The organism is Mesorhizobium sp. M0621 (assembly GCF_040320745.1).
Lineage (GTDB): Bacteria > Pseudomonadota > Alphaproteobacteria > Rhizobiales > Rhizobiaceae > Mesorhizobium.
The window spans coordinates 105,237-131,822 of record NZ_JAMYQF010000001.1 but is presented as its reverse complement, the minus strand read 5'-3'; the positions used below and the strand labels follow the sequence as shown (position 1 = coordinate 131,822).

Here is a 26,586-nt window from a genome sequence, read left to right as displayed (position 1 = left end):
AGAATCAATATCAGAGTTCGATATGTCCGAGTGGTTGTCCCGGGAAGAAGCACTTGAACGCCTCAAGGTGCGGGCGCAGACGCTGTACGCCTATGTCAGCCGTGGGCGCATCGGCATGCGGCCCGACCGGACCGATCCGCGCCGCAGCCAGTATCGCGCCGACGATATTGCCGCATTGGCCATTCGTCGGGCGCGCGGACGGAGCCCGTCGGCCATCGCCGAAAGCGCCATTGCCTGGGGCGAACCGTCGATCGTCACCTTGATCTCGACCGTCTTGCACGGTCGCCTTGTCTATCGTGGCCAGGACGCCGTCGCGCTTTCGGCGAGTGCCACACTGGAAGAAACAGCCGCCTTGCTCTGGGCTCGGCCTCAACCAGTGGCTTTCCGAGCACCGTCGCCGAATGCGCCCCATCAAGCCGGCCGAGCCTCGGCCTTCGCGCAGCTTGCGGTGCTTGCCGGCCAGGGGCGGCCTTCACTCGGACGCAACGCCGCCTCGCTGCATGCCGATGCCGCGCACGCTGTCGGCGTTCTGGCCGGTGCCTTGGGCGCATCGGCGGGGTCGGATCCGGTCCATCAACGGCTGGCGCGGGACTGGTCGGTAGACGCAACGGGGGCGGAAGCGATCCGCCGCGCGCTTGTCCTGCTCGCCGACCATGAACTGAACGCATCGACGTTCGCCGCCCGTGTCGCTGCCTCGACCGGCGCGCCGCTGGCCGCTTGCCTGCTGGCGGGGCTGGCGACGCTGTCAGGCCCTCGCCATGGCGGGGCCGGCGAAGCGGTGATGCAACTGGCCGAGGATGCGGCACGGCACGGCGCCGATGCGGCGATCCGGCGCTGGCTCAGCCACGACCGGCCGTTGCCGGGGTTCGGTCATCCGCTCTATCCCGACGGCGATCCGCGGGCGGAGGCACTGCTGTCGGTGATCGAGGTCGACGGCACATTATCGTCGCTGTGCGATGCGGCCCGTGCCGCGACCGGTGCGCTTCCCAACATTGACTTTGGCCTGGCCGCGCTGACGCGCAGCCTTGGCTTGCCGCGCGATGCACCGTTCCGCCTGTTCGCGCTCGCACGCAGCGTCGGCTGGGCCGCGCACACGGTCGAACAGATAACAGCGGAAGCATCATCAGGCCGCGCGGCCGCTATGTGGGAGTGCTGCCGTAGGGCATGACCCCGAAAGGGGTACCCGTCTTCGGAAAAGATGGACGAGCAGCGATCGAACGTCTCAAGACATCGTGTCGAGCTTGCGCTGCATGGCCGCGATCTGGTCCTTCAGCTCCTGAAGATCGTCGGGCTTGTCAGGCGTTTCCTTCTTGGCCGCCGGCTCGGGAGTCGGCGCAGCGGCTGGCGCGGAGCCCGCCGGTGGGAATGGCGTGAACAGCCGCATCGCATTCTGGAACATTTCCATGTTGCGGCGCGTCTGTTCCTCCAGCGCCTTGATCGGCGTGGTGATTTTCATCATGTCCAGCGGCGACTTGCCGAGCGCCCCTTTCATCTGCTCGCGAAAGCGTTCCTGCTCCTTGGAGAAGGCGAGCATGGACTGTTCGAGGAAACTCGGCACGATCATCTGCATCTGGTCGCCGTAATAGGCGATCAGCTGGCGCAGGAACGGGATCGGCAGCATGTTCTGCCCGTCCTTGTTCTCCAGCTCGAAGATGATCTGGGTCAGCACCGGATGCGTGATGTCGTCACCGGTCTTGGCGTCCTGGACGGTGAACTCCTCGCCCTTCTTGACCATCTCGGCGAGGTCCTCGAGCGTCACATAGGTGCTGGTGCCGGTGTTGTAGAGGCGGCGATTGGCGTATTTCTTGATGATGATCGGATCGTCTTTAGCGGCCATCTACATCCTCCCGGGGACACCGGCGCGCCTCTGAGTAAGCCGCCGATAACGATTGTGCCTTTTTCGAGGATATGCGCAAAAGCCGCACAATTCCAAGCAGTTTGTGCAGTGCGGGATTACTAAATGCTGCATAGCAGGCAAAATATGCTGCGCAGCAATGCACAAACGGCCGCCATGGCAAGGCGCGACCTGCTTGCGGCGCATGGGCGCCATGCCCATTTCCGGTTTGACTTGGGGTTGGGAAAGGGCAAGAAAAGTCCTCAACGACAGAACAACACCCTTGAAGTCTGGAGAAGAAAATGTCCGCTTCCATCGTCATTGCCAGTGCGGCGCGCACGCCGGTCGGCTCCTTCAACGGCGCCTTCGCCGCCACCCCGGCGCATGAGCTCGGTGCCGTCGTCATCAGGGAATTGCTGTCGCGTGCCGGTGTCGAACCAGGCGAGGTCGATGAGGTCATCCTCGGCCAGGTGCTGACCGCCGCGCAAGGTCAGAACCCGGCACGCCAGGCATCGATCAATGCCGGCCTGCCCAAGGAAACCACGGCCTGGGGCCTCAATCAGGTTTGCGGCTCGGGTCTGCGCGCCATTGCGCTCGGCATGCAGCAGATCGCCACCGGCGATGCCAAGGTGATCATCGCCGGCGGCCAGGAATCGATGTCGCTTTCGACGCATGCCCAGCACCTGCGCGCCGGCGTCAAGATGGGCGACTTCAAGCTGATCGACACCATGATCAAGGACGGACTGTGGGATGCCTTCAACGGCTATCACATGGGCAACACCGCCGAAAACGTCGCGCGTCAGTTCCAGATCACCCGCGACGACCAGGACCAGTTCGCGCTCGCCTCACAGAACAAGGCCGAGGCCGCGCAGAAGGCCGGCAAGTTCAAGGACGAGATCGTCGCCGTCACCATCAAGGGCAAAAAGGGCGACACCATCGTCGACCAGGACGAGTACATCCGCCACGGCGCCACGATCGACGCCATGACCAAGCTGAAGCCGGCTTTCGACAAGGACGGCACGGTGACCGCCGCCAACGCCTCCGGCATCAATGACGGCGCCGCGGGTGCTGTGCTGATGAGCGAAGCGGAGGCGGTGAGGCGCGGCATTACCCCGCTGGCGCGCATCGTGTCGTGGGCAACCGCCGGCGTTGATCCGCAGATCATGGGCACCGGCCCGATCCCTGCCTCGCGCAAGGCATTGGAAAAGGCCGGCTGGTCGGTCGGCGATCTCGACCTGATCGAGGCCAACGAGGCCTTCGCGGCGCAAGCCTGCGCCGTCAACAAGGACATGGGTTGGGATCCCTCGATCGTCAACGTCAACGGCGGCGCTATCGCCATCGGCCATCCGATCGGCGCTTCGGGTGCCCGCGTCTTCAACACGCTGGTCTTCGAGATGCGTCGCCGTGGCGCCAAGAAGGGCCTCGCCACGCTCTGCATCGGCGGCGGCATGGGCGTCGCCATGTGCGTGGAGGCAATCTGAGAAAAAGAGTGAATGGTGAATGGCAAATGGTGAATGGCGGGGTAGCCGTCCGTCTTCGACCATTCACCATTCACTATTGACCATTGACCATTCACAAAAAACTCTAGGGAGGAGGAACTTCATGACCAAGGTAGCAATCGTCACAGGCGGATCGCGCGGGATCGGCGCGGCGATCTCGATCGCATTGAAGACCGTCGGCTATTCGGTTGCCGCGAACTATGCCGGCAATGACGACGCGGCGGCGAAATTCAAGGCCGAGACCGGCATTCCGGTCTACAAATGGTCGGTCGCCGACTATGATGCCTGCGTCGCCGGCATCAGCCAAGTCGAGGCCGATCTCGGCCCGGTCTCGGTGCTGGTCAACAATGCCGGCATCACTCGTGACGCCATGTTCCACAAGATCACGCGCGAACAGTGGAAAGAGGTCATCGACACCAACCTGTCCGGCGTCTTCAACATGACGCATCCGCTATGGAGCGGCATGCGCGACCGCAAGTTCGGCCGCGTCATCACCATCTCCTCGATCAATGGCCAGAAGGGCCAGGCTGGCCAGGTCAACTATTCCGCCGCCAAGGCCGGCGACATCGGTTTTTCCAAGGCACTTGCGCAGGAAGGGGCACGCGCGGGCATCACCGTCAACGTCATCTGCCCCGGCTACATTGCCACCGAAATGGTCAAGGCGATCGACGAGAGGGTGCTCAACGATCGCATCATTCCGCAGATCCCTGTCGGCCGCCTCGGCGAGCCCGAAGAAATCGCGCGCTGCGTCGTTTTCCTCGCATCCGAAGATGCCGGCTTCATCACGGGATCAACCATCACAGCCAATGGCGGCCAGTATTTCGCCTGACGACGCGGCGATGTAGGCGATAGATCGACGGGCCGGCACACCGGCCCGTTTTTCGTTGCCGGCCTGGTCCTTTCAAAATGCCCTCGTCGGGTGTTGACCCAATCCGGCACGCAGAGGTTAACAGCGGCTGGCTGCCCTGTGCGAAACCTGTTCCCAAGCCTGTGGATTCTCGGTGGATAAGCTGTTCACAACACAAGATGTTGGGGTGAACAAACCAGGAATATTCTGACATCGCTGATTCGTCGCCGATTCGTTCCGGCTTTGACCGGAACGTTAACTATGGCGGCCTGAATCGCTCGCCGAATTCTTAACCTCAAGTTAGGAAAGATAAACAATTTCATAATCTTGGGCAGGGCACACAGAGCCATTAGGATCGTTCATCAGCAAAGGTTAATGGCGATGCCCGCCTTGCACTCTCCAAGCATGAAACGGGCCAGTTCGGCGATTCAGCATGTGGTGCGTTCAGCGGTCGCAAAATCCACATGTAGCCGTGAACAAAAGCTGAATCTGCAGGAGTCACTGATTCGTCGCCGATTCGTTCCAGACTCGTTCTATCCGTTAATCCGCAACCAATCCGGAGCTTGACAAGGACGACTTCGGGCCGCTGGCGGAACATTCCGCTTTCGCTTCGCGCCCGAAATCCCTATGTGTCACCTGTCATACGCGCCACTTGAGGCACGCTCCCGACAGCCAGAGGCCAGAAAGCCTTATTTCCAGGTCCCAGAAGCCTTATTCTAGGTCAATGAACATCCAGCCGAAACACACTGAGCCGCTGATCCTGTCGGGCCGCGACGTGACCGCCGTGCTTGGGCCGACCAACACCGGCAAGACCCATCTCGCCATCGAGCGCATGGTGGCGCACGAGAGTGGCATCATCGGCTTGCCGCTTAGGCTGCTGGCGCGTGAGGTCTACACCCGCGTCTGCGAAAAGGTTGGCGCCCACAAGGTGGCGCTGATCACCGGCGAGGAAAAGATCCAGCCGACGGGCGCGAAATATTCGGTCTGCACGGTCGAGGCCATGCCGCGCGAAACCGATGCCGCCTTCGTCGCCATCGACGAGGTGCAGCTTGCCGGCGACCTCGAGCGCGGTCACATCTTCACGGACCGCATCCTGCATCTGCGCGGCCGCCAGGAAACGCTGCTGCTCGGTGCCGCCACCATGCACGGCATCCTCCAGCGCTTGCTGAGAGGCGTCTCGGTGGTGACGCGGCCGAGGCTGTCGCATCTTGCCTATGCCGGCTCCAAGAAACTGACCCGCCTGCCGCGGCGCACGGCGATCGTCGCTTTCTCCGCCGATGAAGTCTACGCCATCGCCGAACTGATCCGCCGCCAGCAAGGCGGCGCCGCCGTCGTGCTCGGCGCACTCTCACCGCGCACCCGCAACGCCCAGGTGGCGCTGTTCCAGTCGGGCGATGTTGACTATCTCATTGCCACCGACGCCATCGGCATGGGCCTCAACCTCGATCTCGATCACGTCGCTTTCGCCCAGAACCGCAAATTCGATGGTTATCAGTATCGCAACCTGACGGCGGCCGAGCTTGGCCAGATCGCCGGCCGCGCCGGTCGGCATCTGCGCGACGGCACCTTTGGCGTCACCGGCCAGGTCGACCCGTTGGACGAGGAACTGGTCAAGAAGATCGAAGGCCATGATTTCGATCCCGTGAAGGTACTGCAATGGCGAACCGCGCGTTTCGACTTCGCCAGCCTTGATGCGCTGAAGCGCTCGATCGAAACCAATGCCCCGGTCGAAGGGCTGACGCGTGCGCTGCCTGCGGTCGACGCGCAGGCGCTTGAATATCTGTCGCGCGATGAAGACATCCGCGCGCTTGCCACCAATGCCAAACGCGTGGCGCTGCTGTGGGAGGCCTGCGCGCTGCCCGATTACCGCAGGATCGCGCCGGCCCAGCATGCAGACCTCGTTGCTTCGATCTACACGGACCTTGCACGGCATGGCCATGTCGACGAGAATTACATGGCCGAGCAGGTGCGCCGCGCCGACACCACCGAGGGCGACATCGACACGCTGTCGCATCGCATTGCCCAGATCCGCACCTGGACATTCGTGTCGAACCGGCCCGGTTGGCTGGCCGATCAGGCACACTGGCAGGAAAAGACGCGCGAAATCGAAGACAGATTGTCGGATGCGCTGCATGAGCGGTTGACGAAACGCTTCGTAGACCGCAGGACTTCCGTCCTCATGCGGCGCCTTAGAGAAAATACCATGCCTGAAGCCGAAATTAGTCCTACCGGAACCGTCCTTGTCGAAGGCCACCATGTCGGCGAGTTGCAAGGGTTCCGCTTCACCGCCGACCAGACGGTCGGCGGCGAAGACGCCAAGGCCGTGCGCCCGGCCGCCCAGAAGGCGCTGGCCGCCGAGTTCGAGGCGCGCGCCGAACGCTTTGGCGCCTCGGCCAATGGCGACATCGCGCTTGGCTCGGACGGCACGCTGCGCTGGATCGGCGCGCCGATCGGCACGCTGGTTTCCGGCGAAGACGCGCTGAAGCCGCGCCTGGTGTTGCTGGCCGACGAACAGCTGACTGGCCCGGCACGTGACAAGGTCGCCGCGCGGGCCGAGCGTTTCGTCAATTTCCAGATCGAATCACTGCTGAAGCCGCTGGTCGACCTGAAGAACGCCGATCAGATTTCCGGCATCGGCCGCGGCATCGCCTTCCAGCTGGTCGAGAATTTCGGCCTCATCAACCGCCGCGACATCGCCGAGGAAATGAAGTCGCTCGACCAGGAAGGCCGCGCCGCCCTTCGCCGGCTTGGCGTGCGCTTCGGCGCCTACCATGTCTTCGTGCCGGCGCTGATCAAGCCGGCGCCCGCCGGACTGGTGACCCTTCTGTGGGCGCTGAAGAACGACGGCAAGGACAAGCCCGGCTTTGGCGATGTGGTCCACGCGCTCGCTTCCGGCCGCACCTCGGTGGTCATCGATCCGACCTTCGACAAGACCTTCTACAAGCTCGCCGGCTACCGCAATCTCGGCCGCCGCGCCGTGCGCATCGACATCCTGGAACGGCTGGCCGACCTGATCCGCCCGGCGACCAACTGGAAGCCCGGCCTCGGCCAGCGCCCTGACGGCGCCTATGACGGCCAGTCCTTCATGGTGACGCCGCCGATGATGTCGATCCTCGGCGCCACCGCGGACGACATGGAAGAAATCCTGAAAGGCTTGGGCTACCGCGCCGAGCCGAAGCCGCCGGCCGAAGTGAAGGCGCGGCTCGAAGCACAGGACAATGCCGCGCGCGAAGCTGCCGCTGCCAAGCTGGCGGCGGAAGAGGCGGCACGTGCCGAACAGGCCAAAGCGGCAGAAGCCGCGGCAACCGACGCAGCCGCGGAGGCAGCGGTCGAAGGTTCGGAGCCGGCATCGGACGCAGTGGCCGTTTCGGAAACGCCGGCCGAAAGTCCTGCCGAAATCATCGCGGACGCCGCGGCAGAACCTGCTGTACCCGATGTGGCAGAACAGGCGGACACTCCGGTCGAAACCGCGCAGGACGAAGCGCCGGTAGCCGAGATTGTCGCAGAGGCCGCCGAACCTGCGCCGGTTGAACCGCAGGCGGAGGCTGAAGCTGCCGAGATTGAAACCGCACCGGCCGAGCTGACGCCAGGTGCCGCGCCCGCAACGGACGCCGCGCCGAACGAACCTGCAGCGGCGGCTGAAGCAGCCGCCAGCAGCGAACCCGCCCCGGAAGCCGAAGCGCCAAAACCCATCCTGTTGTGGCGTCAGGGTCGTTTCGAACAGCGCCCGCGCAACCGCGACGACAACCGCAGGAACAATCGCCCACGCAACGGACAAGCGCGCGGCCGAAGCGATGCGCCTGCGGATGCCGCCGGCGCACCGGCCGCGGCTGCTCCCGGAGAACGTCCGGCCCATGAGGGCCGACGCGACGGTGCCGGCAAACCGCGCTTCGACCGCTCGAAGTTCAAGCCCAAGCCGCAGGCCGAAGGCGAACAGCGGCGTGACGGCCGGCCGCAAGGCGAGCGTCCCGACCGCCGCGAAGGCCGGCCCGACTGGAAGGGCGGCAGGCCGGATGGCAAGGGTGGTGCGCAAGGCGGCAAGCCGGCTTTCCAGCCGAAGCCGCGCGAGGAGCGCCCAGTGCGCTTCGATCCGGACTCGCCCTTTGCCAAGCTCGCCGCTTTGCGCGACCAGCTGAAGAAGTAGACCCGGCTCGCTTCGATGGTCGTCGAGGGCCGCCAGCGTATCGACAAATGGCTGTTCTTCTCGCGCGCTGTGAAATCACGCTCGCTGGCGGCGAAACTGGTGGTCGCCGGTCGGGTTCGCATCAATCGCGACAAAGCAGCGCAGGCCTCCGATCTGATCAAGCCCGGCGACGTGCTGACCATCACGCTCGAGCGGCGCATCTTCGTCTGGAAGGTGCTCGGCACCGGGGTGCGGCGTGGCCCGGCCGAGGAGGCCCGCACGCTGTACGAGGATATGTCGCCACCACCCGCGCCGAAGGGCGAAGCCCCTGCCGATGCGCTTCCGGGGCTGCGCGAGGCCGGCAGCGGCCGCCCGACCAAGAAGGAACGCCGCCAGACCGACCACTTGCTCGGCGAAGATTGATGCGTGGCGTCCATAAACACGCAGCGGTTTTGAGGCAACGACACACGCAAAACAAAACCCGACCCCGGCAAACAAGACACTCGGCAGGGCATGACCGACTTCCGCCGGGCCTGCCGTCTGGAATTCCATTCCGGAAACACCGGCACCGCTCGCAATGGCTACCCTTGCAAGCAGCCGATAAAGGCGTTACCTGACGGAAAAAGCCCAACAAAAATGGGACGTCCCGGAGCCGACCGATGACCTATGTCGTGACCGACAATTGCATCAAATGCAAATACATGGACTGCATCGAGGTCTGTCCGGTTGACTGTTTCTACGAAGGCGAAAACATGCTCGTCATCCATCCCGACGAGTGCATCGACTGCGGCGTCTGCGAGCCGGAATGCCCGGCCGATGCGATCAAGCCCGACACCGAGCCCGGCCTCGACAAATGGCTGCAGATCAACACCGAATACGCCGATAAATGGCCCAACATCACCGCCAAGAAGGAGCCTCCGGCAGACGCCAAATCTTTCGACGGCGAGGCCGGCAAGTTCGAGAAATACTTCTCGGCCGAGCCCGGCGAAGGCGATTGACAACACGGCCGCAAAGGCCGGTATTACATGGGGTAAGAGGCACGTCACATTAACCGCCTTGACAGGCGGCGCTGGCCTGCGGCCTTCGCTTATGCAGCAAAACCTTGATTCTTCCGACTTTTTGTGTTACATCAACAAAACATGCCGGTGACACAACGTCGATTTATGGCGCAGACGCCCCAAATCACTGAAAGGTGAAAATCCCATTCGGACCAGAGCGATCTGGGCCAGGCGGTCGCAATGTTGCGGTTTGCCGGTCCGGCTTTTCCGACGGGTTCATCTGTTGTGCGGCTAACGATCGGCTTTCCCGATCGCGCGAGTTCGGACCGGCAGGACGCCGGCACCACAACAAGGAGTTCAGGGCGTAATGGCTACGATCACCCCGCAGAAGAAGTCCACCGCTGCGCGTCACGGTTTCAAGACCGGCGAGTACATCGTCTATCCGGCACACGGCGTCGGCCAGATCGTCTCGATCGACGAGCAGGAAGTCGCTGGACACAAGCTGGAACTGTTCGTCATCGACTTCTCGAAGGACAAGATGCGCCTGAAGGTGCCGGTCGCCAAGGCGACCTCCATCGGCATGCGCAAGCTGTCGGAAGAAGATTATGTCGAGCGCGCGCTGAAGGTCGTGCAGGGCCGCGCCCGCGTCAAGCGCACCATGTGGTCGCGCCGCGCCCAGGAATATGATGCGAAGATCAATTCCGGCGACCTGATCTCGATCTCGGAAGTTGTGCGCGACCTCTATCGCGCCGACAACCAGCCGGAGCAGTCCTATTCCGAACGCCAGCTCTACGAGGCGGCACTCGACCGCATGGCTCGCGAGATCGCGGCCGTCAACCGCATGTCGGAAACCGAGGCCGTGCGCCTGATCGAGGTCAACCTCAACAAGGGCCCTAAGCGTGGCGCCAAGGCCGACAATGAGGAAGCCGAGCAGGAAGAAGCCGCCTGAGCTTTCCGCCTTTGAATTCATGAAAAACCCGGCCTTGCGCCGGGTTTTTTGCTTTTGGGATGGTGAAACTACAGCGATCCTTCGCCGCCAGCTTCCTTCGCCGCCTCCTGCTTCAGCGTCGCAATGAACCGCCTGGTCCGCTGGTGCTCCGGATTGCCGAACAGCACTGCGGCCGGCCCCTTCTCGACGATGACGCCGGCATCGAGGAACACCACTTCCTGAGCTATCTTGGAGGCGAGGCGCAGATCATGCGTCGCCATCACCATGGTCGTGCCTTCGCTGGCGAGCTTGCCGAGCACGTCGACCACCTCTTGCGCCAGTTCGGGGTCAAGCGCCGACGTCGGCTCGTCGCAGAGCAGCACTTTCGGCGACGGCGCCAGCGCCCGGGCGATCGCCACGCGCTGCTGCTGGCCACCCGACAGCGTCGCCGGCCAGGCATCGGCCTTGTGCACCATGCCGACCTTCTCCAGCAGGGCGAGCGCTCGCTCGCGTGCCCTCTCCGGCGGCCATTTCAGCACCGTCACCAGCCCTTCCATGACATTCTCGATCGCGGTGCGGTGCGGAAACAGCTGGAAGTTCTGGAACACCATGCCGGTCTGCAGCCGCAGGCGCTGGATATCCCTGGCAGGAACCCTGCCGCCGGGGTGGAATTCGAGCGTCTCGTCGCCGATGCGCACCGTGCCCGAGGTCGGGATCTCCAAGAGGTTGATACAGCGCAGAAGAGTGCTTTTTCCGCCGCCCGAAGGGCCGACCAGCGCCGTGACGCTGCCTTCGGCGATGGTGACCGTCACGCCCTTCAGCACAAGATTGTCGCCGAAGCGTTTCTCGATGTTGGTGAGGCCGATCATGAGCGCGCCTCCAGGAAGCCACCATAGCGGTTGAGCCGGATTTCCAGCCGGGTCTGCAAGGCCGAGAGCACCGAACTCATCGCCAGATAGAGCATCGCCGCCTCGACATACAGGATCAGCGGCTCATAGGTGGTGGCGACGATGCGCTGCGCCGCCTGGAACATTTCCGGCACGGTGATCGCGGCCGCCAGCGACGTGTCCTTGACCAGCGAGATGAAGGTGTTGGAGAGCGGCGGCACCGCGACCCGGCCGGCTTGTGGGAGAATCGTGCGCCGCATCGCCTGGCTCCAGGTCATGCCGATCGAATAGGCGGCCTCCCACTGGCCCTTCGGCACCGAGCCTATCGCCGCGCGGATGATTTCCGACGTGTAGGCGCCGATGTTGAGCGTGAAGCCGATCAACGCAGCCGTGAAGGCATCGAGCAGGATGCCGACCGACGGCAGGCCGTAAAAGATCAGGAACAGCTGAACCAGGAGCGGCGTGCCGCGAAATATCCAGACATAAAAGCGCACAAGCGCGACCAGCGGTTTCGGCCCGAATAGTCGGCCAAGTGCTGCACCAAGGCCGACGGTCAATCCGAGGACGAAGGACAACAGCGTCAGCGGCACCGTGAAGATCAGAGCCGCCCACAACAGCGAAGGCAGTGACTCCAGCATCAGTTGCAGCCAGTGCGGCACGTAAGCTCTCCAATGGTCGAGGCGGCTTCATCAAGGCGCGAACGCAGTCGGCATATCACGACAAAAGCGGCGGGCCGTCAAAGACGGCTCGCCGCTTGATATGTCTCATGGGCCGGAGATCGACCCACCTCACAAGATTACTTCGAAACGTCCTGGCCGAAATAGGTGTCGGCGATCTTCTGATAGGTGCCGTCGGCCTTGATGTCGGCCAGCGCCTTGTTGATGGCCGCAACCAGTTCCGGATCGCCCTTACGCACGATGACGCCGGAATAGTCGGCGTTTTCCTCTTGCGCGGCGATCTTCACATTGGCGTCGGGCTTGTGCTTCTTGAAGTCAAGGAATGACAGGCTGTCATTGATGGTGGCGTCGGCACGGCCGGTCAAAAGCAGCTGGATCGACTGGTCGAAGCCATCGGTGCCGACAAGTTCGGCGCCGTTCGTCTCGGCCAGCTTGCCGAAATTCGAGGTCAGTGACTGTGCCGCCTTCTTGCCCTTGAGATCGGCGAAGGTTTTGATGTCGGTGTTGTCGCCGCGCACGATCAGAACCGCCTTGGAGGCGATGTAGGGATCGGAGAAATCGTACTTTGCCTTGCGGGCGTCGGTGATACCGACTTCGTTTATGACGGCGTCATACCGATTGGCGTCGAGACCGGCGATCAACCCATCCCACTTGCCTTCGAGGAACTCCACCTCGACACCGAGCTTGTCGCCGATCGCCTTGGCGATCTCGACATCGAAGCCGACCAGCGCGCCGGAAGTGTCGTGATAAGTGAATGGCGCATAGGTGCCTTCCGTACCCACCTTGATCACCCCGGCATGCTTGATCTGGTCGAGATTGGCACCGGCATGGCCCGCGGTGACGGCCAGAGCCTGCAGCGTTCCGGCGATAATGAGCGACTTGAGCCATTTCATTTTTCTGTGATCCCGTCCTTGGCCGGATATCCCGGCGTGTTGTGAGCGCTGGAAACTGGCAGATACAACCGGAAAAAATAAGGAACGTGATTTCAAAAATAGCGCGTTTCTGAAATCAGATTCTCTAAATGGCATTTCTTGGCGGCACTCGAGGCCGTTACCGGTCCGTGCAGACATCGTTCAAGCCATACGATTCGCCTGGCAGCAACCAGGGAACCATTCCCGCACACCGCACGTTCTGGCTGTTCTAGGGCACGACGCCGCCATTTCAACCTGGGCGCCAGCCAAGTTTGCAAGGTCATCCGCATCGCCTGAGCCAGGGAGCGCCTCATGATGGAAGACACGGCAGGACGGGTCATGGTCCGCGCGGCAATGAGGGCTCCCTACCTCGAACGTGACGAGGAACATCGGCTGGCATTGCTCTGGAAAGAGGACAATGACCAGAACGCATTGCACAGCATCACCGTCGCCCATATGCGGCTGGTCATTTCCATGGCCTCCAAATTCCGCCACTACGGCCTGCCGCTCGGCGATCTGGTCCAGGAGGGCCATGTCGGCCTGCTTGAAGCCGCTGCTCGTTTCGAGCCGGAGCGCGAGGTGCGGTTTTCGACCTATGCGACGTGGTGGATCCGCGCCTCGATGCAGGACTACATACTGCGCAACTGGTCGATCGTGCGCGGCGGCACCAGTTCGGCGCAGAAGGCTCTGTTTTTCAACCTGCGACGCCTGCGCGCGCGGCTGGCGAATGGCGCCGAGCCGCTGTCCAACGCAACGCTCTATCGCCAAGTGTCGGAGGCACTCGGCGTCTCCGAAGCCGATGTGGCGATGATGGATTCGCGGCTGTCGGCACCTGACTCCTCACTCAACATGCCGGTAGCCGACGATGCGGGTTCGACCGAGCGCATGGATTTCCTAGTCTCGGATGATCCATTGCCCGACGAGATCGTCGGCGACAAGATCGATGTCGCCCGCCGCTCTCTCTGGCTGAGAGAGGCGCTTCGCGCGCTCAACGCACGGGAACTGCGGATCATCGAGGAACGCCGGCTAAACGACGAGGGCGCGACGCTCGAAGCGCTCGGCGAGACGCTCGGCATTTCCAAGGAACGTGTCCGCCAGATCGAGGCCCGCGCCATGGAAAAGCTCAAGGTCGCGTTGGTAAAGCAGAACCCGGAGTTCATGGCGACCGCCGCCTGACCCGCCACAGACATCCGGCGAATGACTTCGCGGCAGGCTCTTATTTGTCGGTGACGATCTTGACCTTGTCGCCGGCCGAAACCGCGGCACCCGGCGACAGCGCGTTGAGCACGCGGAACAGGTCGAGCTTACGGTCGACGCCAACCATCTGAGCAGAAAGCGAACCCATCGTTTGCCCCGGCTGGACGGTGACGACGCGGATATGCAGCGGCTTCAGAGCCGCCTTTTCGGCAGCACTCAAAATACGGAACGATCCGCTGACCGAACGCGCGACCGCGTCCAGCGTAGTGCTGGCCGAAGGTGCCGCGGTCAGCAGCCTGTAGACCTGGCCACCGGCACGGATCACGGCAATGTCGAACTGCCAGCCTTCGGCGCCGGCATGCGCGGTCGCCGCCTCGTTGCCGTTGATCGTCTCCTGCTTGACGCTGCTGTCGTCGAGACCGGCCACCCAGCCGCTACGGATATAGTCAGTCAGCGCGCGGTTCTTGTCGATCGAGACGCCGTCGAAGCGGATCGCCATGTCACCGGGGCCGGTTGCCGTCACCGCGGCCGCCGAATTGTCGATGATGAAGCCCTGTGGCACCGAGAAGGAGAGGCCGAGGCCCGGATGCAGGAAGGTTTCGCCGCGCACATAGCCTTCCTCGGGCGTGTCGCCATAGAGCAGGCCGTCTACGCCGGCGAGGAAGGAATCGCGGTCGCGCGTGCCGACGCCCGGCGCGCCGAACTGGCGGGCATGGCGCTGCGCCAGATCGATGCGCTGCGGCGTATTGGGGTGCGTGGCCAGGAAGTCGAGACTGGCGTCGGTGGCGCCGCTGATCGAGCGAAAATCCGTGTAGGCCGACATCGACTGCAGGAAACGGCCGGCGGCGAAAGGATCGTAGCCGGCTTCGCCGATCGATTTGATGCCGATGGCATCCGCTTCCAGCTCTTGGTTGCGCGAGAATTGCGCCAGCCTCAGCTTGCCGCGGATCAGCGCCGCCTTGGCGGTCGGGCTGTCGCCCAGCACATCGGAAACCACCTTCGTCGCCAAACCCTCCTCGGCCTCCAGCTGCTGGCGCTGCAGGCCGTGATTGGCGGTGACGTGGCCCATTTCATGGGCGATGACAGCGGCAAGCTCTGCCGAATCATTGGCCAGCGCCAGCAGGCCGCGGGTGATGTAGAGATAGCCGCCCGGCAGCGCGAAGGCGTTGACGTTGGGCGAATTCAGGATGGTGATGCGATAGGTCTGCGTCGGGTTGGCGGACACCACCGTCAGATTGCCGACCACCTTGGCAACCATGCGCTCGAGCTTGGGATCGGAATATTCGCCGCCATAGGTCGCCAGGATGCGCGGATGCTGCGCCTTGGCCAGTTCGGCGAGTTTGTTGTTGGCGCCGACATTGTCGACCGTGATCGGCTTGTCGGAAGGCTGGAAGCCGGATTCCTGAACCGCCGGCGGCGTGAACATCTGGCAACTCGCCAGCGCCACGGCAAAGCCGGCCAGCGCAAGAAAGCGCGCCAGCGGTTTCATTCGTAATGTGTTAGCGCCGATCGTCAGAACGGCTTCCTTTCGGGTCCCGGCGCATGATCACGAAAATCGGGGGCGATCTTCGAAATGTGTCATGCGCTATATCTCAAACTGCTGCAGTATCCGTTGCATGTCCCTCGGGGCAGGCGGCGGATACTGCAGGCAAATCACGGCCTGTGCCGGACCAGTAGGGCGGACCTAGCCACACTCCTCCAGCCATGGCAAGCAAACGCCGCATCGCCTGGAGCCGGTTTGACCGTAAATTATGTCCGCTTCCGGGCAACATCTCGTGATACGGCACCCCCGGCACTCGCGCCGATATAGCGCCGGAATGCTTCCGGACCAGTCCCGGTGAAGAAATCATCCGCCTTGCCCGTTGCGGCGACCAACCCATCGTCGAGAAACACCATGTGCTCGCCGATACGGCGGGCGTCTTCCGGCTGGTGGGTGACGAACAGCACCGTCATGCCCCGCTCGGCATGAACGGCGGCGACCATATCCAGCATGTCGTCGCGCAGAGCGGGGCCGAGCGACGCGAAGGGTTCGTCGAGCAGCAGCACTGGCCGATCGCGCACCAGAACGCGGGCCAGGGCGACGCGCTGGCGTTCCCCGCCGGAAAGTTCTCGCGGCAGGCGCTTTTCCTTGCCCCCAAGACCGGTGCGCGCAAGCGCCTCGGCGATCGCGGCGCGGTCCGCCTCGGTCAGCCGCAAGGATGGCGAGCGGCCGAGCCCGACATTCTGCTCGACGGAGAGATGCGCGAAGAGATTGTTCTCCTGGAACACCATCGACACCGGCCGCACCGAGGCCGGCTCGGCGCTGACGTCGACGCCGCCGATCAGCACGCGGCCCGACTGTGGCGTCTCGAAGCCGGCGACCAGATTGAGCAGCGTCGACTTGCCCGAACCGCTCGGGCCCATGATGGCGGTGATTTTCGCCGTGGCAAACTCGACGTCGAAGACGAGCGGCGCCTCGCCGTAGCTGAACGACACCTTGTCCAGCCGCACCGGCGCGCCCTTCTCAAGCTTGCTGGCCGCCCCGTCACGCATCACGGACCTTCTCCCTTCCCAACCAGTGCGCCGTCACGATCAGAGCGAGGCAGACGAGGCCTAGCAGTAGTGCCAGGCCGGCGGCGTCCTGGGTGCGGTAGCTGCCCATCCGCGCCAGGAGAAGGTAGGGCAATGTCTGCACGGAATCACTGCCGAACAAGGCAATGACACCGAGATCGCCGAGCGACAGCGCCATGGCGAAAGCGAAGGCCGTGGCGAGCGGCCGCCGCAGCGACGGCCAGTCGACCAGCATCAACCGGTTCCAGCCCGCAATGCCGAGCTGTGCGCAGAGCCGTTCGTGACGCTCGCTGGCCGCATCGTAGGCGGGACGGACGGCGCGCAGGGCGAACGGCATCGCCATCACCGCATTGACGGTGACGACCATGACCGGGGCGATGGCGAAGACATCGCCGACATGGCGCAGCAACAGGAACCAGCCGGCGCCGACGACGATCGGCGGCACGACGAGGACAAAGCCGGCGCCTGTATCCGTGGCATGTTCGAGCATTGTCCGAGGCCCGGCCCGGCGGTTCAGCGCCAGCGCCCGGCGCGCCACGGTCAGCGCCAGCGACAGTACCACCGAGAGCAGTGCAGACAGGAAGGCGAGCACCGCACTGGTCAGCGTCGCCTGTCGGACAGTGGCCTCACCGGCCAGCCGGCCGAGATCGGCACCCAACCCGGCCGTCACCGTCGCCGCCATCGGCCCGACGACGAACAGCAGCGCCAGGACGATGAGCATGGCGTTCAGCCAGGTCTCGCTTCCGTTGACCGAGAGATAGCGGCGCTGCGCGATCGGCAGGTTGGTGTCGCCGACCACATTGGCGCCCAGCCGCGTCAGTGCCAGCACCATGATAAAGGTCAAGGCGATCTGCAGCAGCGTCAGCGTCACCGCCCGCGCGGGATCGAAATCGAAACGCAGCGCCTGGTAGATGCCGACCTCCAGTGTCGTCGCGGCCGGCCCGCCGCCGAGCGTCAGCACGATCGTGAAGGATGTGATGCAGAGCATGAAGACAAGCCCGGCGACACCCGGCAATGCCGCACGCAGCGTTGGCCATTCGATCAGCCGGAACGCCGGCCGTGCCGCCATGCCGAGTTGGCTCGCCAGACGCCATTGGTCGGATGGAATGGTCTGCAGCGCCTCGAGGAACAGCCTCGTCGCCAGCGGCAGGTTGAAGAACACATGGGCGACGAGAATGCCGGATAGGCCATAGATGCCCGGCCAGCTTCCGCCGCCGATCACCGTGAGCACGTCGGCGAAATAGCCGGCGCGGCCATAAAGCGCCAGGATGCCGAGGGCCGCGACGATGGCCGGCAGCGCTAGCGGGACGGCGAACAGCTGCAGGATGAAGCTGCGGCCGAAGAAGCGCGGATGCCGCGACAGCGCCCGCGCCACGAGCAGCGCCGGCCCGACCGAAAGCAGCGTCGACAGCACCGCCTGCCAGAGCGTGAAGCGAATGACGCGAAGCAGATAGGGATCGAAGGCTGCCCAGGCGCCCGAAAGATCGTGGGCGCCTTCGAAAAGCAGGCCGGCAAACGCGCCGCCGATCAGCAGGGCTATTGCAGCGAGCGCGAGGGTGCCAGCGGTGATGCGGGGGTCAGACGCGCGTTGCACGGTGGACCACCTGACTTGAGGTTCTTAGCGAAGGCCGCGTTCCTTCGCGCCCCCCTCCTTGTGGGGGAGATGTCCGGCAGGACAGAGGGGGGCGCCGTAGAGCACTCATCTTTCGATCATTGGACCAAATTACTTGCTCATCACCGCCAGCCATTCATCCACCCAGGCCTTGCGGTTGGCGGCGACTTCCTCGGGGCTGAACAGCAAGGTCTTGGTCGGCTTGACCAGTTTGTCGAAGGCCGGGTTGAGCGGCTTGTCGGTCTTCCCGGCTGGGAACATCCAGTTGGTCTCGGGGATGGCATCCTGGAACTTCGGTCCGGTCATGAAGGCCATGAACTTCTCCGCCAGCGGGTTTTTCGCCCCAGTCGTGGTTATGCCGGCGACCTCGATCTGCAGATACTCGCCCTCCTCAAAGGACGCCGCCTGATAGCGCTCTGTCTTCTCCGCAACCATGTGGTAGGCCGGCGACGTCGTGTAGGAGAGCACCATCGGCGCCTCGCCCTTGGTGAACAGGCCGTAGGCCTCACTCCAGCCCGGCGTCACGGTCAGCACCTTGGCCTTGAGCTTGGCCCAGGCTTCCGGCGCCTTGTCGCCATAGACCGACTTCACCCACAACAGCAGGCCGAGGCCCGGCGTCGAGGTGCGCGGATCCTGGATGACGATCTTGTCGTCGGCGCTGCCTTCGACCAGTTCTTTCAGGCTCTTCGGCGGCGTCTTCAGCTTCTCGGTGTCGTAGACGACAGCGAAATAACCATAGTCGAACGGCACGAAAGTGTCGTCGCTCCAGCCGCCCGGCACAGTGACATCCGTCACCGCGCCATGCGGTGCGAACAGGCCTGACGCCTTGGCATCCGCGGTGAGATTGGTGTCGAGGCCGAGCACGATATCGGCCTTGGTCGATGCGCCTTCCAGCTTGACGCGGTTGAGCAGCGCGACGCCATCGGCGACCGAGACGAACTCGACATCGCAGCCGCATTCGGCCTCGAATTCCTTCTTCACCACGGGACCCGGACCCCAGTCGGCGGTGAAGCTTTCATAGGTGTAGACGGTGAGCTTGTCCTTGGCCAAGACCGGCCCGGACAAGACCACGGTCATGGCTGAGACAAGAGCGTATAAAAGCGTGCGCATCGGCGCCTCCTTTGTTCGAATTGAAAGGAATTGAGGCGTCGGACTGTCCGAAACGTCTAATCCCTCCGCCGGTACAAACCGGATCAGGTTCAGCGGGTTGGCGAGACTGCCTCTCAGCCGTCCGCGAAGATCGCGTCCGGCACCCCGTTAGAGCGTTTCGACACATAGGCCCGGCCGATCCCCCACGCAAGTGGGAGTTTGCCGCCTTCCGTTTCCCGTGCCGGGCTGGTAAGGGCCACACGATATGAGCACATTCACCATCCTGCTTGGCGGCGATCTCATCCGCACGCCACGGCTCGACCGCCAGGTCGAGGGCTCCCGCGTCATCGCCGCCGACGCCGGCATCGGCCATGCGCGGCTGCTCAGCCTTGTCCCGGAACTGTGGGTGGGTGATTTCGATTCGGTGCCGGCCAATCTGCCGGACGATCTCGCTGCCGTGCCGCGCCGGACCTTTCCGGCGGAAAAGGACCAGACTGATGGCGAACTGGCCATCGCCGCCGCACTGGAACTCGGCGCGACCAGCCTGGTGCTCGCCGGCGCCTTCGGCGGCAAGCGCGCCGACCACGCTTTCCTGCATCTGGCGCTTGCCCTGCGGCTGGCCGAGGCCGGCACTGATGTGCTTTTGACCAGCGGCGCGCAGGAGGGCGTTCCCCTGCTCCACGGCAAGGCTGGCTTCGACTACGCCGACGGCACGCTGTTTTCGGTGCTCGGTTTTTCCGAGCTCGCCGGCTTGACCGTAACTGGCGCCAAATGGCCGCTGAACCGCGTCAAGGTGGCGTTCGGCTCGTCGCTGACCATTTCCAACGAGGTCAAGGGTCGCCTCGAAATCGAGCTCGGCCACGGCCGCGCGATGCTGCTCGCTCATCCCTATCCCTTACCTGAAAGCTGACATGGCGCCGCCTCTTCTCAACCTCGACGGGATAAAACTGACCTTCGGCGGCACGCCGCTGCTCGATGGCGCCGCCTTGACGGCTTCCGCCGGCGACAAGATCGCGCTGGTCGGCCGCAATGGGTCGGGCAAGTCGACGCTGCTGAAGATCGCCGCCGGCCTGATCGAGCCGCAGGACGGCGAGGTGTTCCGCCAGCCTTCGGCGACCGTCCGCTATCTGCCGCAGATGCCCGACATGGAGGGTTTTGCCAGTGTCCGCGCCTATGTCGAGGCCGGACTAGGCCCCGCCGACGATCCCTACCGCGCCAGCTATCTGATGGAGCATCTCGGCCTCTCGGGCGAGGAGCGGCCGAACGATCTGTCCGGCGGCGAGGCGAGGCGCGCGGCCCTTGCCCGTGTCATGGCGCCCGAACCCGACATCCTCCTGCTCGATGAGCCGACCAACCATCTCGACCTCTCGGTGATCGAATGGCTGGAAGAAGAACTCATCCGCACCTCGTCGGCGCTGATCGTCATCTCGCACGACCGCCGCTTCCTCGAGCGCGTATCGCGCGCCACCGTCTGGCTCGATCGCGGCCAGACCCGCACGCTGGACAAGGGCTTTGGCCATTTCGAGGAATGGCGTGACCTGGTGCTGGAAGACGAAGAGCGCGAGCAGCACAAGCTTGGCCGCCAGATCGTGCGCGAAGAGCACTGGCTGCGCTATGGCGTGACGGCGCGGCGCAAGCGCAACATGCGTCGTCTCGGCGAGCTGCAGACCATGCGCCAGCGTTTTCGCGGCCATCGCGGCGCCGAAGGGTCGGCCACCATGGTGGCGAGCGACGCCGCCGAATCCGGCAAGCTGGTGATCGAGGCGAAAAACATCGAGAAAAGCTTCGGCGATCTCACCGTGGTCAAAGGATTTTCGACCCGCATCCAGCGCGGCGATCGGGTTGGCCTGGTCGGGCCGAACGGCGCCGGCAAGACGACGCTGCTGAAGATGCTGACCGGCGAGATGAAGCCCGACGCCGGTTCGGTGCGGCTCGGCACCAATCTGGAGATCGCCACGCTCGACCAGAAGCGCGAGGCGGTCGATCCTCAGGAGACGCTGGCGCAATATCTTACCGACGGACGCGGCGAAAATCTCGTCATCAATGGCGAGCAGCGCCATGTCGTCTCCTACATGAAGGATTTCCTGTTCAAGCCGGAACAGGCACGCACGCCGGTGCGCGAGCTGTCCGGCGGCGAGCGGGCGCGCTTGCTGCTGGCGCGCGTGCTGGCGCGGCCGGCAAACCTTCTGGTGCTCGATGAGCCGACCAATGATCTCGACATGGAGACGCTGGAATTGCTGCAGGAACTGGTCGCAGGGTTCGCCGGCACGGTCATCCTGGTCAGCCACGACCGCGATTTCCTCGACCGCACCGTGACCAGCCTGATCGCGCCGGATGGTGACGGCCGCTGGATCGAATATGCGGGCGGTTATTCCGACATGCTGGCGCAACGCGGCGGCACCAGGCTCGACGACCGCAAGGCGCGAGCGAAGGCCGAAAACGGCGAAGCGCCCGCACCGGGCAAGAGCGAGGCCACAGCGCCAAAAGGTCCAGCGAAAAAACTGTCGTTCAAGCAGAAATTCGCACTGGAATCGCTACCCAAGAAAATCGAAGCTGTGATGGCGTCGATCTCCAGGCTCGAGAACAACATCGCCGATCCGGCCTATTACGAACGCGACCCAGCCTCGTTCCAGAAGACGATCGCCGCGCTCGACAAGGAGCGCGCGACGCTGGCAGCACTGGAGGAGGAATGGCTGGAACTGGAGATGCTGCGCGAAGAAATGGAAGGGTAGTGGTGTGTGCAAGTTTTAGGCATATGTATTGGACGCATAAAAGGAGGCGAACTCAATGCTTCAGCCAAAGCCGAAACCTCAGCGAAGATCAGTAAGCATATCCACCAGCTCACAGTTGATCGAAGACGCCAAGACGTTGGACGTCAACCTCTCCGGCGCCGCAGGGGCGGGGATCGCAAAAGCCATTGCTGCGGAAGAGACGCGTCTATGGCAAGAAGAAAACAAGGAAGCTATTCAAAGCTCCAATGAGTATGTCAGGCGCAACGGGCTGCCATTGGCCAAACACCGGCTGTTTTGATGCTGCTCTACGATCCCCGTCCAGCCTGCTGATGAGCTTCTGAGCGCACCGCAGCCAGCGCCCGTCTCAGCCCGCCGTCTTCGCCTGCCAGGCCTTGATCGCCTCGTCGAACACCTTCTCGCCGGGAATGCCTTTTTCCATGGTCAGCAATGCCCGCCGCCCGGTCTTGTAGACGACCGGCACGTCGATCCAATCCTGACCGCGCAGCAAGGTCATGTTGGCGTCTTCGTCGGCCTTGGTGTCGTTGAGCGCGACGAGGAAGAAGCCGTCGGCGATCTTGGCCGGAATACCGATCAGCGGGCTGCCGGCATCCTGTTCCGAACCCTTCATGGCGACGCGCAGAATGTTGTCGACGCCGCCGCCTTCAAAGCCGTCCGGCGTCAGGAAGATCATTTCGATGATATGGCTGGCCGGCAGCGTCTGGTCGGTGTTGCGGCGGATGGTCATGCGCAACTGGATGTCCTTGCCGGGAATGGTCGCCTCGGCGCGGATCGCCGGCTCCGGCGGCAGGTCGCCACCGGGCGATTCCTGCACCAGGGACCAGACGATGTTGCCCGGCTCCGCCGAACCCTGGGCGGTGCTGGTACGCTCCTCATAGAAGATCGCCTTCTGGCCGACCGGCAGCGCGGTTGCCGCGGGCGCGGCTGCCGGTGCCGCCGGCGCAGCACCCGCCGGTGCTGGCGGAGTGGCGGCGGTATCGGTCGGCGCTGCCGGGGCAGCTCCGTTGGCAGGCGGCGTCGCAGGTGCGGCGCCTGTCGCCGGAGGCGGAGCCACGGTAGGCGTGCCGGCGGCCGGTGCGGAAATCGGCGGCGCGCTGGTCGCCGAGGGCGGCGTAGTCAGCGCGGCGACCGATTCGCCTTCGCCGATGCCGCTTTGTCCGCCGGCCGGGCCGGGGTCGACTTCACTGCCTTGCGGCGTCAGCCGCTGGGTGAATTTCGTGCTTTCGGCTTCCGTGCCGCCAGCTGCGGGCGCCGGCGGCGGCGCCGCGGCATCGGTTGCCGGCTTGGCAGGTGCCGGCTTCACGGGTTCGGTCTTTGTCGCGACTTTGGTGCCGTCGAGCCCGAGCATCTTGCCGAAGGCATCCTTGTTCAGCCAGATGCCGTAGCCGCCACCAGCGATGACCAGAAGCGCGACGACGGCGGCGATCAGCCCGCCATAGCTGCGCTTGCGCTCCGCCGGGCGCAGGCGCTGGAAAGTGTCCGACACCGGCTCTTCGTTGCTGGAAAAGACATCGACACCGTCGTCCGCCTCGTCGGCGTCCATCCCTGCAAGAGGCGTGTCGGCGCGAGCCGGCTGGGAAGGCACCGGCGTCGACCTTTGCCAGCTTGGCTCGACCTTGGCGGCAGGTGTTGGGGCGGGTTGATAAGGTTCGGGCTTGGCCGCGGGCGGTGCCGGCCAGGCCGATTCCGCCTTCGCCGGTTGCCGTGTGTGGCTCGGCTGGTTCTTGTTGCGATCGATCGAGGAAAAGATGTGTTCCAGTTCCGCGAGAGGGTCGGTCTCCGGCACGCTCTGGGCATAGTCGCGCTCGACACTTACGATGGCGTCTTCCAGCGAACGCTTCTGCGTGGTTATGGCTTCGGTGGCCAGCGGCGGTGAATAGTCCTCAAGCTTCTTCGCCAGCATGGTACGAACGCTGGCATAGATGCGCGTACGCTTCTCCGGCGTCTCGTCGCCGTGTTTGTCGAGCGCCTTTTTCAGAATAGCAACGAAATCTGCCATGCTTTAGTCGACCTGTATTTTGTTTCCGCGCCGGCCCCCGCAAATCAGCCGCGATGCCCGGAAAGGCTGAGAAACTAATCTTGAAACGGATCGGTCACAAGTATCGTGTCGTCCCGTTCCGGGCTGGTGGAAAGGAGTGCGACCGGGGCGCCGATCAGCTCCTCGATGTAACGGACATATTTGACCGCCTGGGCCGGCAGATCGTTCCAGCTGCGCGCGCCGGCGGTGGTGCCTTTCCAGCCCTCCAGCGTCTCGTAGACCGGTTCGACGCGCGCCTGCGCGCCCTGGCTGGCCGGCAGATAGTCGATCATCTCGCCATCGAGACGATAGCCGGTGCAGACCTTGATCTCGTCCAGCCCGTCGAGCACGTCGAGCTTGGTCAGCGCGATGCCCTTGATGCCGTTGACGGCGACGGCCTGACGCACCAGCACCGCGTCGAACCAGCCGCAGCGACGCTTGCGACCGGTGACGACGCCGAATTCATGGCCGCGCGTGCCGAGGAATTCGCCGATCTCGTTCTTCTGCTCGGTCGGGAACGGACCTTCGCCGACGCGCGTCGTATAGGCCTTGGTGATGCCGAGCACATAACCGATGGCGCCCGGGCCGACGCCGGAGCCGGCAGCAGCCTGCCCAGCGACCGTGTTCGACGAGGTGACGAACGGATAGGTGCCATGGTCGATATCGAGCAGTGTGCCTTGCGCGCCCTCGAACAGGATGCGCTCGCCGGCCCGGCGCTTGTCGTCGAGAATCTTCCAGACGCGGTCCATATAGGGCAGGATCTCGTGCGCAACCGAAGTCAGCTCATGCATGATCGCATCATGCGTGACTTCCGCATGGCCAAGCCCGCGGCGCAACGCATTGTGGTGCGTCAGCAGCCTGTCGACCTTCAAGGGAAGCGTTTCCAAATCCGCCAAATCCATCACCCTGACCGCGCGCCGGCCCACCTTGTCCTCGTAGGCGGGGCCGATGCCGCGACGGGTCGTGCCAATCTTCGTTCCGGAGTTGGAAGCGGCGTCCTCGCGGAATCCGTCCAGTTCCCGATGCAGGGACAGGATAAGCGCTGTGTTTTCGGCTATTTTCAGGCGATCCGGCGCCACTTCGACACCTTGCGCCTTGAGTTTCGCCACTTCGGCGACGAAAGCATGCGGGTCGAAAACGACGCCGTTGCCGATGATGGACAGTTTGCCCTGGCGCACGACGCCCGACGGAAGCAACGACAATTTGTAGACCTTGCCGTCGACGACCAGCGTGTGGCCGGCATTGTGGCCGCCCTGGAAACGCACCACGACATCGGCGCGCTCCGACAGCCAGTCGACGATCTTGCCCTTGCCTTCATCGCCCCACTGCGAGCCGACGACCACCACATTGGCCATGTTTCTTTTCCCTTGAGACGCCGCCAAGCGGCTTGAATATGGTTCGAAACGACAGGCCTCTATAACGTCAACACCTCGCGAGCGCGACCTTTCTTTGCCGCCGAAAATGCCCTGAGGCACAACAATTTTCGGCTTTGACATCATTTACTTGGGCGCACGGGGGCAATAGGCCGACAAACACCGCGGCCCAGCGGTCGGAATCCCGCGATGCATCGAAGTGCCTACATATTCCTGCTGCTCACCACCTTGCTGTGGGGCGGCAACTCGGTGGCCGGCAAGCTGGCGGTCGATCACGTCTCACCGATGACGCTCGTCTTCCTGCGCTGGGTGCTGGCCGTGGCGATCATGCTGCCGATAGGCTGGAAGACGATACGCAAGGACTGGCCGGTGGTGCGCAAGCACTGGCTCATCCTCGCGGCCCTCGGCGCCAGCGGTTTCACTCTGTTCAACACCATCTTCTACACGGCGCTCAACTACACCACTGCAATCAACGTCTCGATCGAACAGGCGGCGATGCCGATCCTGATCATCGTTGCCAATTTCGTCTTCTTCCGCCTGCGCGTGAACTGGGCGCAGATTGTCGGCGTGGTGCTGACCATCGCCGGCGTGATCCTGACCGCCTGCCACGGCGACCCGCGCCGGCTGTTGACCCTGGAGCTCAATTTCGGCGACGCCATCATGCTGGTCGCCGTGTTTCTCTACAGCGGCTATTCGGTCGGGCTGCGGCTGAAACCGGTAATGCATTGGCAGAGCCTGATGCTGGCCCTGTCGGTTGCAGCCCTCGTCACCTCGCTGCCCTTCTTCCTGTGGGAGTTCGCTGCCGGCAAGGTCATCGTCCCCGACGCGCGCGGGTGGGCGGTCATCGTCTATACCGCGATCGGCGCCTCGGTCATCTCGCAGATCTTCTACATCAGGGGCAACGAACTGATCGGCGCCAACCGCGCCGGCCTGTTCATCAATCTGGTGCCGATCTTCGGCACGCTGCTGTCGGTGCTGATCGTCGGCGAGACGTTCCAGCTCTACCAGGCGCTGGCGCTTGTGCTCGTGCTGGGCGGCATCGGGCTTGCCGAATACAGCGGACGCAAGGCAGCAAAATAATCAAAAGGCTTTTGGCAGGCCAGCATCCTTCAAAATGTCATTGGCGAGATGTCGGGACTTCAAAAACGTAACCAATGTCACGCGTTGTTGGGTCTCAGGATTGTACCAAACCTCATGGTCGCCCTTGCCTTGCCGCAACAATCTCCAACCCGCCTCTGTGAGCAATTTCTTTAGTGGCTTGGCAAAATTCTGCATTCTCGCCCACTGACCTCAA

General features: G+C 63.6%; 22 protein-coding genes, 1 pseudogene and 1 riboswitch. Of the genes and pseudogenes, 12 read left to right on the top strand and 11 right to left on the bottom strand.

The annotated features are described in order from the left end of the window. The first annotated feature begins 22 nt into the window (after positions 1-22). A pseudogene (locus NKI38_RS00690) lies at positions 23-1,161 on the top strand (citrate/2-methylcitrate synthase). Positions 1,162-1,222: 61 nt separating this feature from the next. Here the strand turns inward: NKI38_RS00690 and phaR are convergent. Continuing rightward, on the bottom strand, positions 1,223-1,837 hold the full coding sequence (gene phaR, locus NKI38_RS00685; protein WP_352632838.1) for a polyhydroxyalkanoate synthesis repressor PhaR: 615 nt from the start codon (positions 1,835-1,837) through the stop codon (positions 1,223-1,225). Positions 1,838-2,136: 299 nt separating this feature from the next. Between phaR and NKI38_RS00680 the strand changes: the two genes are divergently transcribed. From NKI38_RS00680 to NKI38_RS00655, 6 genes are all read left to right on the top strand, one after another. Next, positions 2,137-3,315 (top strand): acetyl-CoA C-acetyltransferase, encoded by a 1,179-nt coding sequence (locus NKI38_RS00680; protein ID WP_352632839.1) that lies wholly within the window; start codon positions 2,137-2,139, stop codon positions 3,313-3,315. Between the two features lie 121 nt (positions 3,316-3,436). Continuing rightward, the gene (gene phbB / locus NKI38_RS00675; RefSeq protein ID WP_352632840.1) at positions 3,437-4,162 is read left to right on the top strand and encodes an acetoacetyl-CoA reductase; all 726 of its coding nucleotides are present in this window, start codon (positions 3,437-3,439) and stop codon (positions 4,160-4,162) included. Positions 4,163-4,904: 742 nt separating this feature from the next. Next, a complete protein-coding gene (locus tag NKI38_RS00670) occupies positions 4,905-8,324 on the top strand; it encodes a helicase-related protein (protein ID WP_352653955.1) in 3,420 nt (1,139 codons plus the stop codon). A 15-nt stretch (positions 8,325-8,339) separates the two neighbouring features. Beyond that, positions 8,340-8,726 (top strand): RNA-binding S4 domain-containing protein, encoded by a 387-nt coding sequence (locus NKI38_RS00665; protein ID WP_352653953.1) that lies wholly within the window; start codon positions 8,340-8,342, stop codon positions 8,724-8,726. Positions 8,727-8,962: 236 nt separating this feature from the next. Then, a complete protein-coding gene (gene fdxA / locus NKI38_RS00660; protein ID WP_095487362.1) occupies positions 8,963-9,301 on the top strand; it encodes a ferredoxin FdxA in 339 nt (112 codons plus the stop codon). A 367-nt stretch (positions 9,302-9,668) separates the two neighbouring features. Continuing rightward, positions 9,669-10,250 (top strand): CarD family transcriptional regulator, encoded by a 582-nt coding sequence (locus NKI38_RS00655; protein ID WP_013529179.1) that lies wholly within the window; start codon positions 9,669-9,671, stop codon positions 10,248-10,250. A 68-nt stretch (positions 10,251-10,318) separates the two neighbouring features. On the opposite strand, the gene NKI38_RS00650 is transcribed toward NKI38_RS00655, so the two are convergent. From NKI38_RS00650 to NKI38_RS00640, 3 genes are all read right to left on the bottom strand, one after another. Continuing rightward, positions 10,319-11,098, bottom strand: coding sequence for an amino acid ABC transporter ATP-binding protein (locus NKI38_RS00650; RefSeq protein WP_352653951.1), 780 nt, complete (start codon positions 11,096-11,098; stop codon positions 10,319-10,321). Further along, positions 11,095-11,775: an amino acid ABC transporter permease gene (locus NKI38_RS00645; protein WP_352653949.1), complete on the bottom strand. Its 681-nt coding sequence runs from the start codon at positions 11,773-11,775 to the stop codon at positions 11,095-11,097. The genes NKI38_RS00650 and NKI38_RS00645 overlap by 4 nt, the downstream gene beginning before the upstream one ends. Positions 11,776-11,912: 137 nt before the next feature. Beyond that, on the bottom strand, positions 11,913-12,686 hold the full coding sequence (locus NKI38_RS00640; RefSeq protein WP_352653947.1) for an amino acid ABC transporter substrate-binding protein: 774 nt from the start codon (positions 12,684-12,686) through the stop codon (positions 11,913-11,915). A 330-nt stretch (positions 12,687-13,016) separates the two neighbouring features. Here NKI38_RS00640 and NKI38_RS00635 point away from each other — a divergent pair, with 330 nt between their 5' ends. Next, the gene (locus tag NKI38_RS00635) at positions 13,017-13,880 is read left to right on the top strand and encodes an RNA polymerase factor sigma-32 (protein WP_352632846.1); all 864 of its coding nucleotides are present in this window, start codon (positions 13,017-13,019) and stop codon (positions 13,878-13,880) included. Positions 13,881-13,920: 40 nt separating this feature from the next. On the opposite strand, the gene NKI38_RS00630 is transcribed toward NKI38_RS00635, so the two are convergent. From NKI38_RS00630 to thiB, 4 genes are all read right to left on the bottom strand, one after another. Then, a complete protein-coding gene (locus tag NKI38_RS00630) occupies positions 13,921-15,390 on the bottom strand; it encodes a M48 family metalloprotease (protein WP_352653945.1) in 1,470 nt (489 codons plus the stop codon). A gap of 260 nt (positions 15,391-15,650) precedes the next feature. Further along, positions 15,651-16,433 (bottom strand): thiamine ABC transporter ATP-binding protein, encoded by a 783-nt coding sequence (gene thiQ / locus NKI38_RS00625; protein ID WP_352653943.1) that lies wholly within the window; start codon positions 16,431-16,433, stop codon positions 15,651-15,653. Beyond that, complete coding sequence (thiP, locus tag NKI38_RS00620) at positions 16,426-18,045, bottom strand: thiamine/thiamine pyrophosphate ABC transporter permease (protein WP_352653941.1); 1,620 nt, start codon at positions 18,043-18,045, stop codon at positions 16,426-16,428. Before thiP ends, thiQ begins: the two co-directional genes overlap by 8 nt. Positions 18,046-18,174: 129 nt before the next feature. Then, the gene (gene thiB, locus NKI38_RS00615) at positions 18,175-19,173 is read right to left on the bottom strand and encodes a thiamine ABC transporter substrate binding subunit (RefSeq protein ID WP_352653939.1); all 999 of its coding nucleotides are present in this window, start codon (positions 19,171-19,173) and stop codon (positions 18,175-18,177) included. Between the two features lie 43 nt (positions 19,174-19,216). After that, a riboswitch (TPP riboswitch) is annotated at positions 19,217-19,330 on the bottom strand. 87 nt (positions 19,331-19,417) lie between these two features. Between thiB and NKI38_RS00610 the strand changes: the two genes are divergently transcribed. Genes NKI38_RS00610 through NKI38_RS00600 form a run of 3 tightly spaced genes read left to right on the top strand, consistent with a single transcriptional unit; the run spans position 19,418 to position 22,182 of the window. Next, positions 19,418-20,062, top strand: coding sequence for a thiamine diphosphokinase (locus NKI38_RS00610; protein ID WP_352653937.1), 645 nt, complete (start codon positions 19,418-19,420; stop codon positions 20,060-20,062). Position 20,063: 1 nt separating this feature from the next. Continuing rightward, positions 20,064-21,884: an ABC-F family ATP-binding cassette domain-containing protein gene (locus NKI38_RS00605; protein WP_352653935.1), complete on the top strand. Its 1,821-nt coding sequence runs from the start codon at positions 20,064-20,066 to the stop codon at positions 21,882-21,884. A gap of 55 nt (positions 21,885-21,939) precedes the next feature. Next, positions 21,940-22,182: a type II toxin-antitoxin system CcdA family antitoxin gene (locus NKI38_RS00600; RefSeq protein ID WP_352653933.1), complete on the top strand. Its 243-nt coding sequence runs from the start codon at positions 21,940-21,942 to the stop codon at positions 22,180-22,182. Positions 22,183-22,248: 66 nt separating this feature from the next. Here the strand turns inward: NKI38_RS00600 and NKI38_RS00595 are convergent, their stop codons facing one another. Both NKI38_RS00595 and NKI38_RS00590 read right to left on the bottom strand, forming a co-directional pair. After that, on the bottom strand, positions 22,249-23,901 hold the full coding sequence (locus tag NKI38_RS00595; protein ID WP_352653931.1) for a hypothetical protein: 1,653 nt from the start codon (positions 23,899-23,901) through the stop codon (positions 22,249-22,251). A 74-nt stretch (positions 23,902-23,975) separates the two neighbouring features. Next, entirely contained in the window at positions 23,976-25,274 is a 1,299-nt protein-coding gene (locus NKI38_RS00590) for an adenylosuccinate synthase (RefSeq protein ID WP_352632854.1), read from the bottom strand. 207 nt (positions 25,275-25,481) lie between these two features. Here NKI38_RS00590 and NKI38_RS00585 point away from each other — a divergent pair, with 207 nt between their 5' ends. Next, positions 25,482-26,372, top strand: a complete 891-nt coding sequence (locus NKI38_RS00585) for a DMT family transporter (protein WP_352653929.1) — start codon at positions 25,482-25,484, stop codon at positions 26,370-26,372. Here the strand turns inward: NKI38_RS00585 and NKI38_RS00580 are convergent, their stop codons facing one another. Continuing rightward, the gene (locus NKI38_RS00580; RefSeq protein ID WP_224700558.1) at positions 26,373-26,567 is read right to left on the bottom strand and encodes a type II toxin-antitoxin system HicA family toxin; all 195 of its coding nucleotides are present in this window, start codon (positions 26,565-26,567) and stop codon (positions 26,373-26,375) included. Positions 26,568-26,586: the final 19 nt, after the last annotated feature.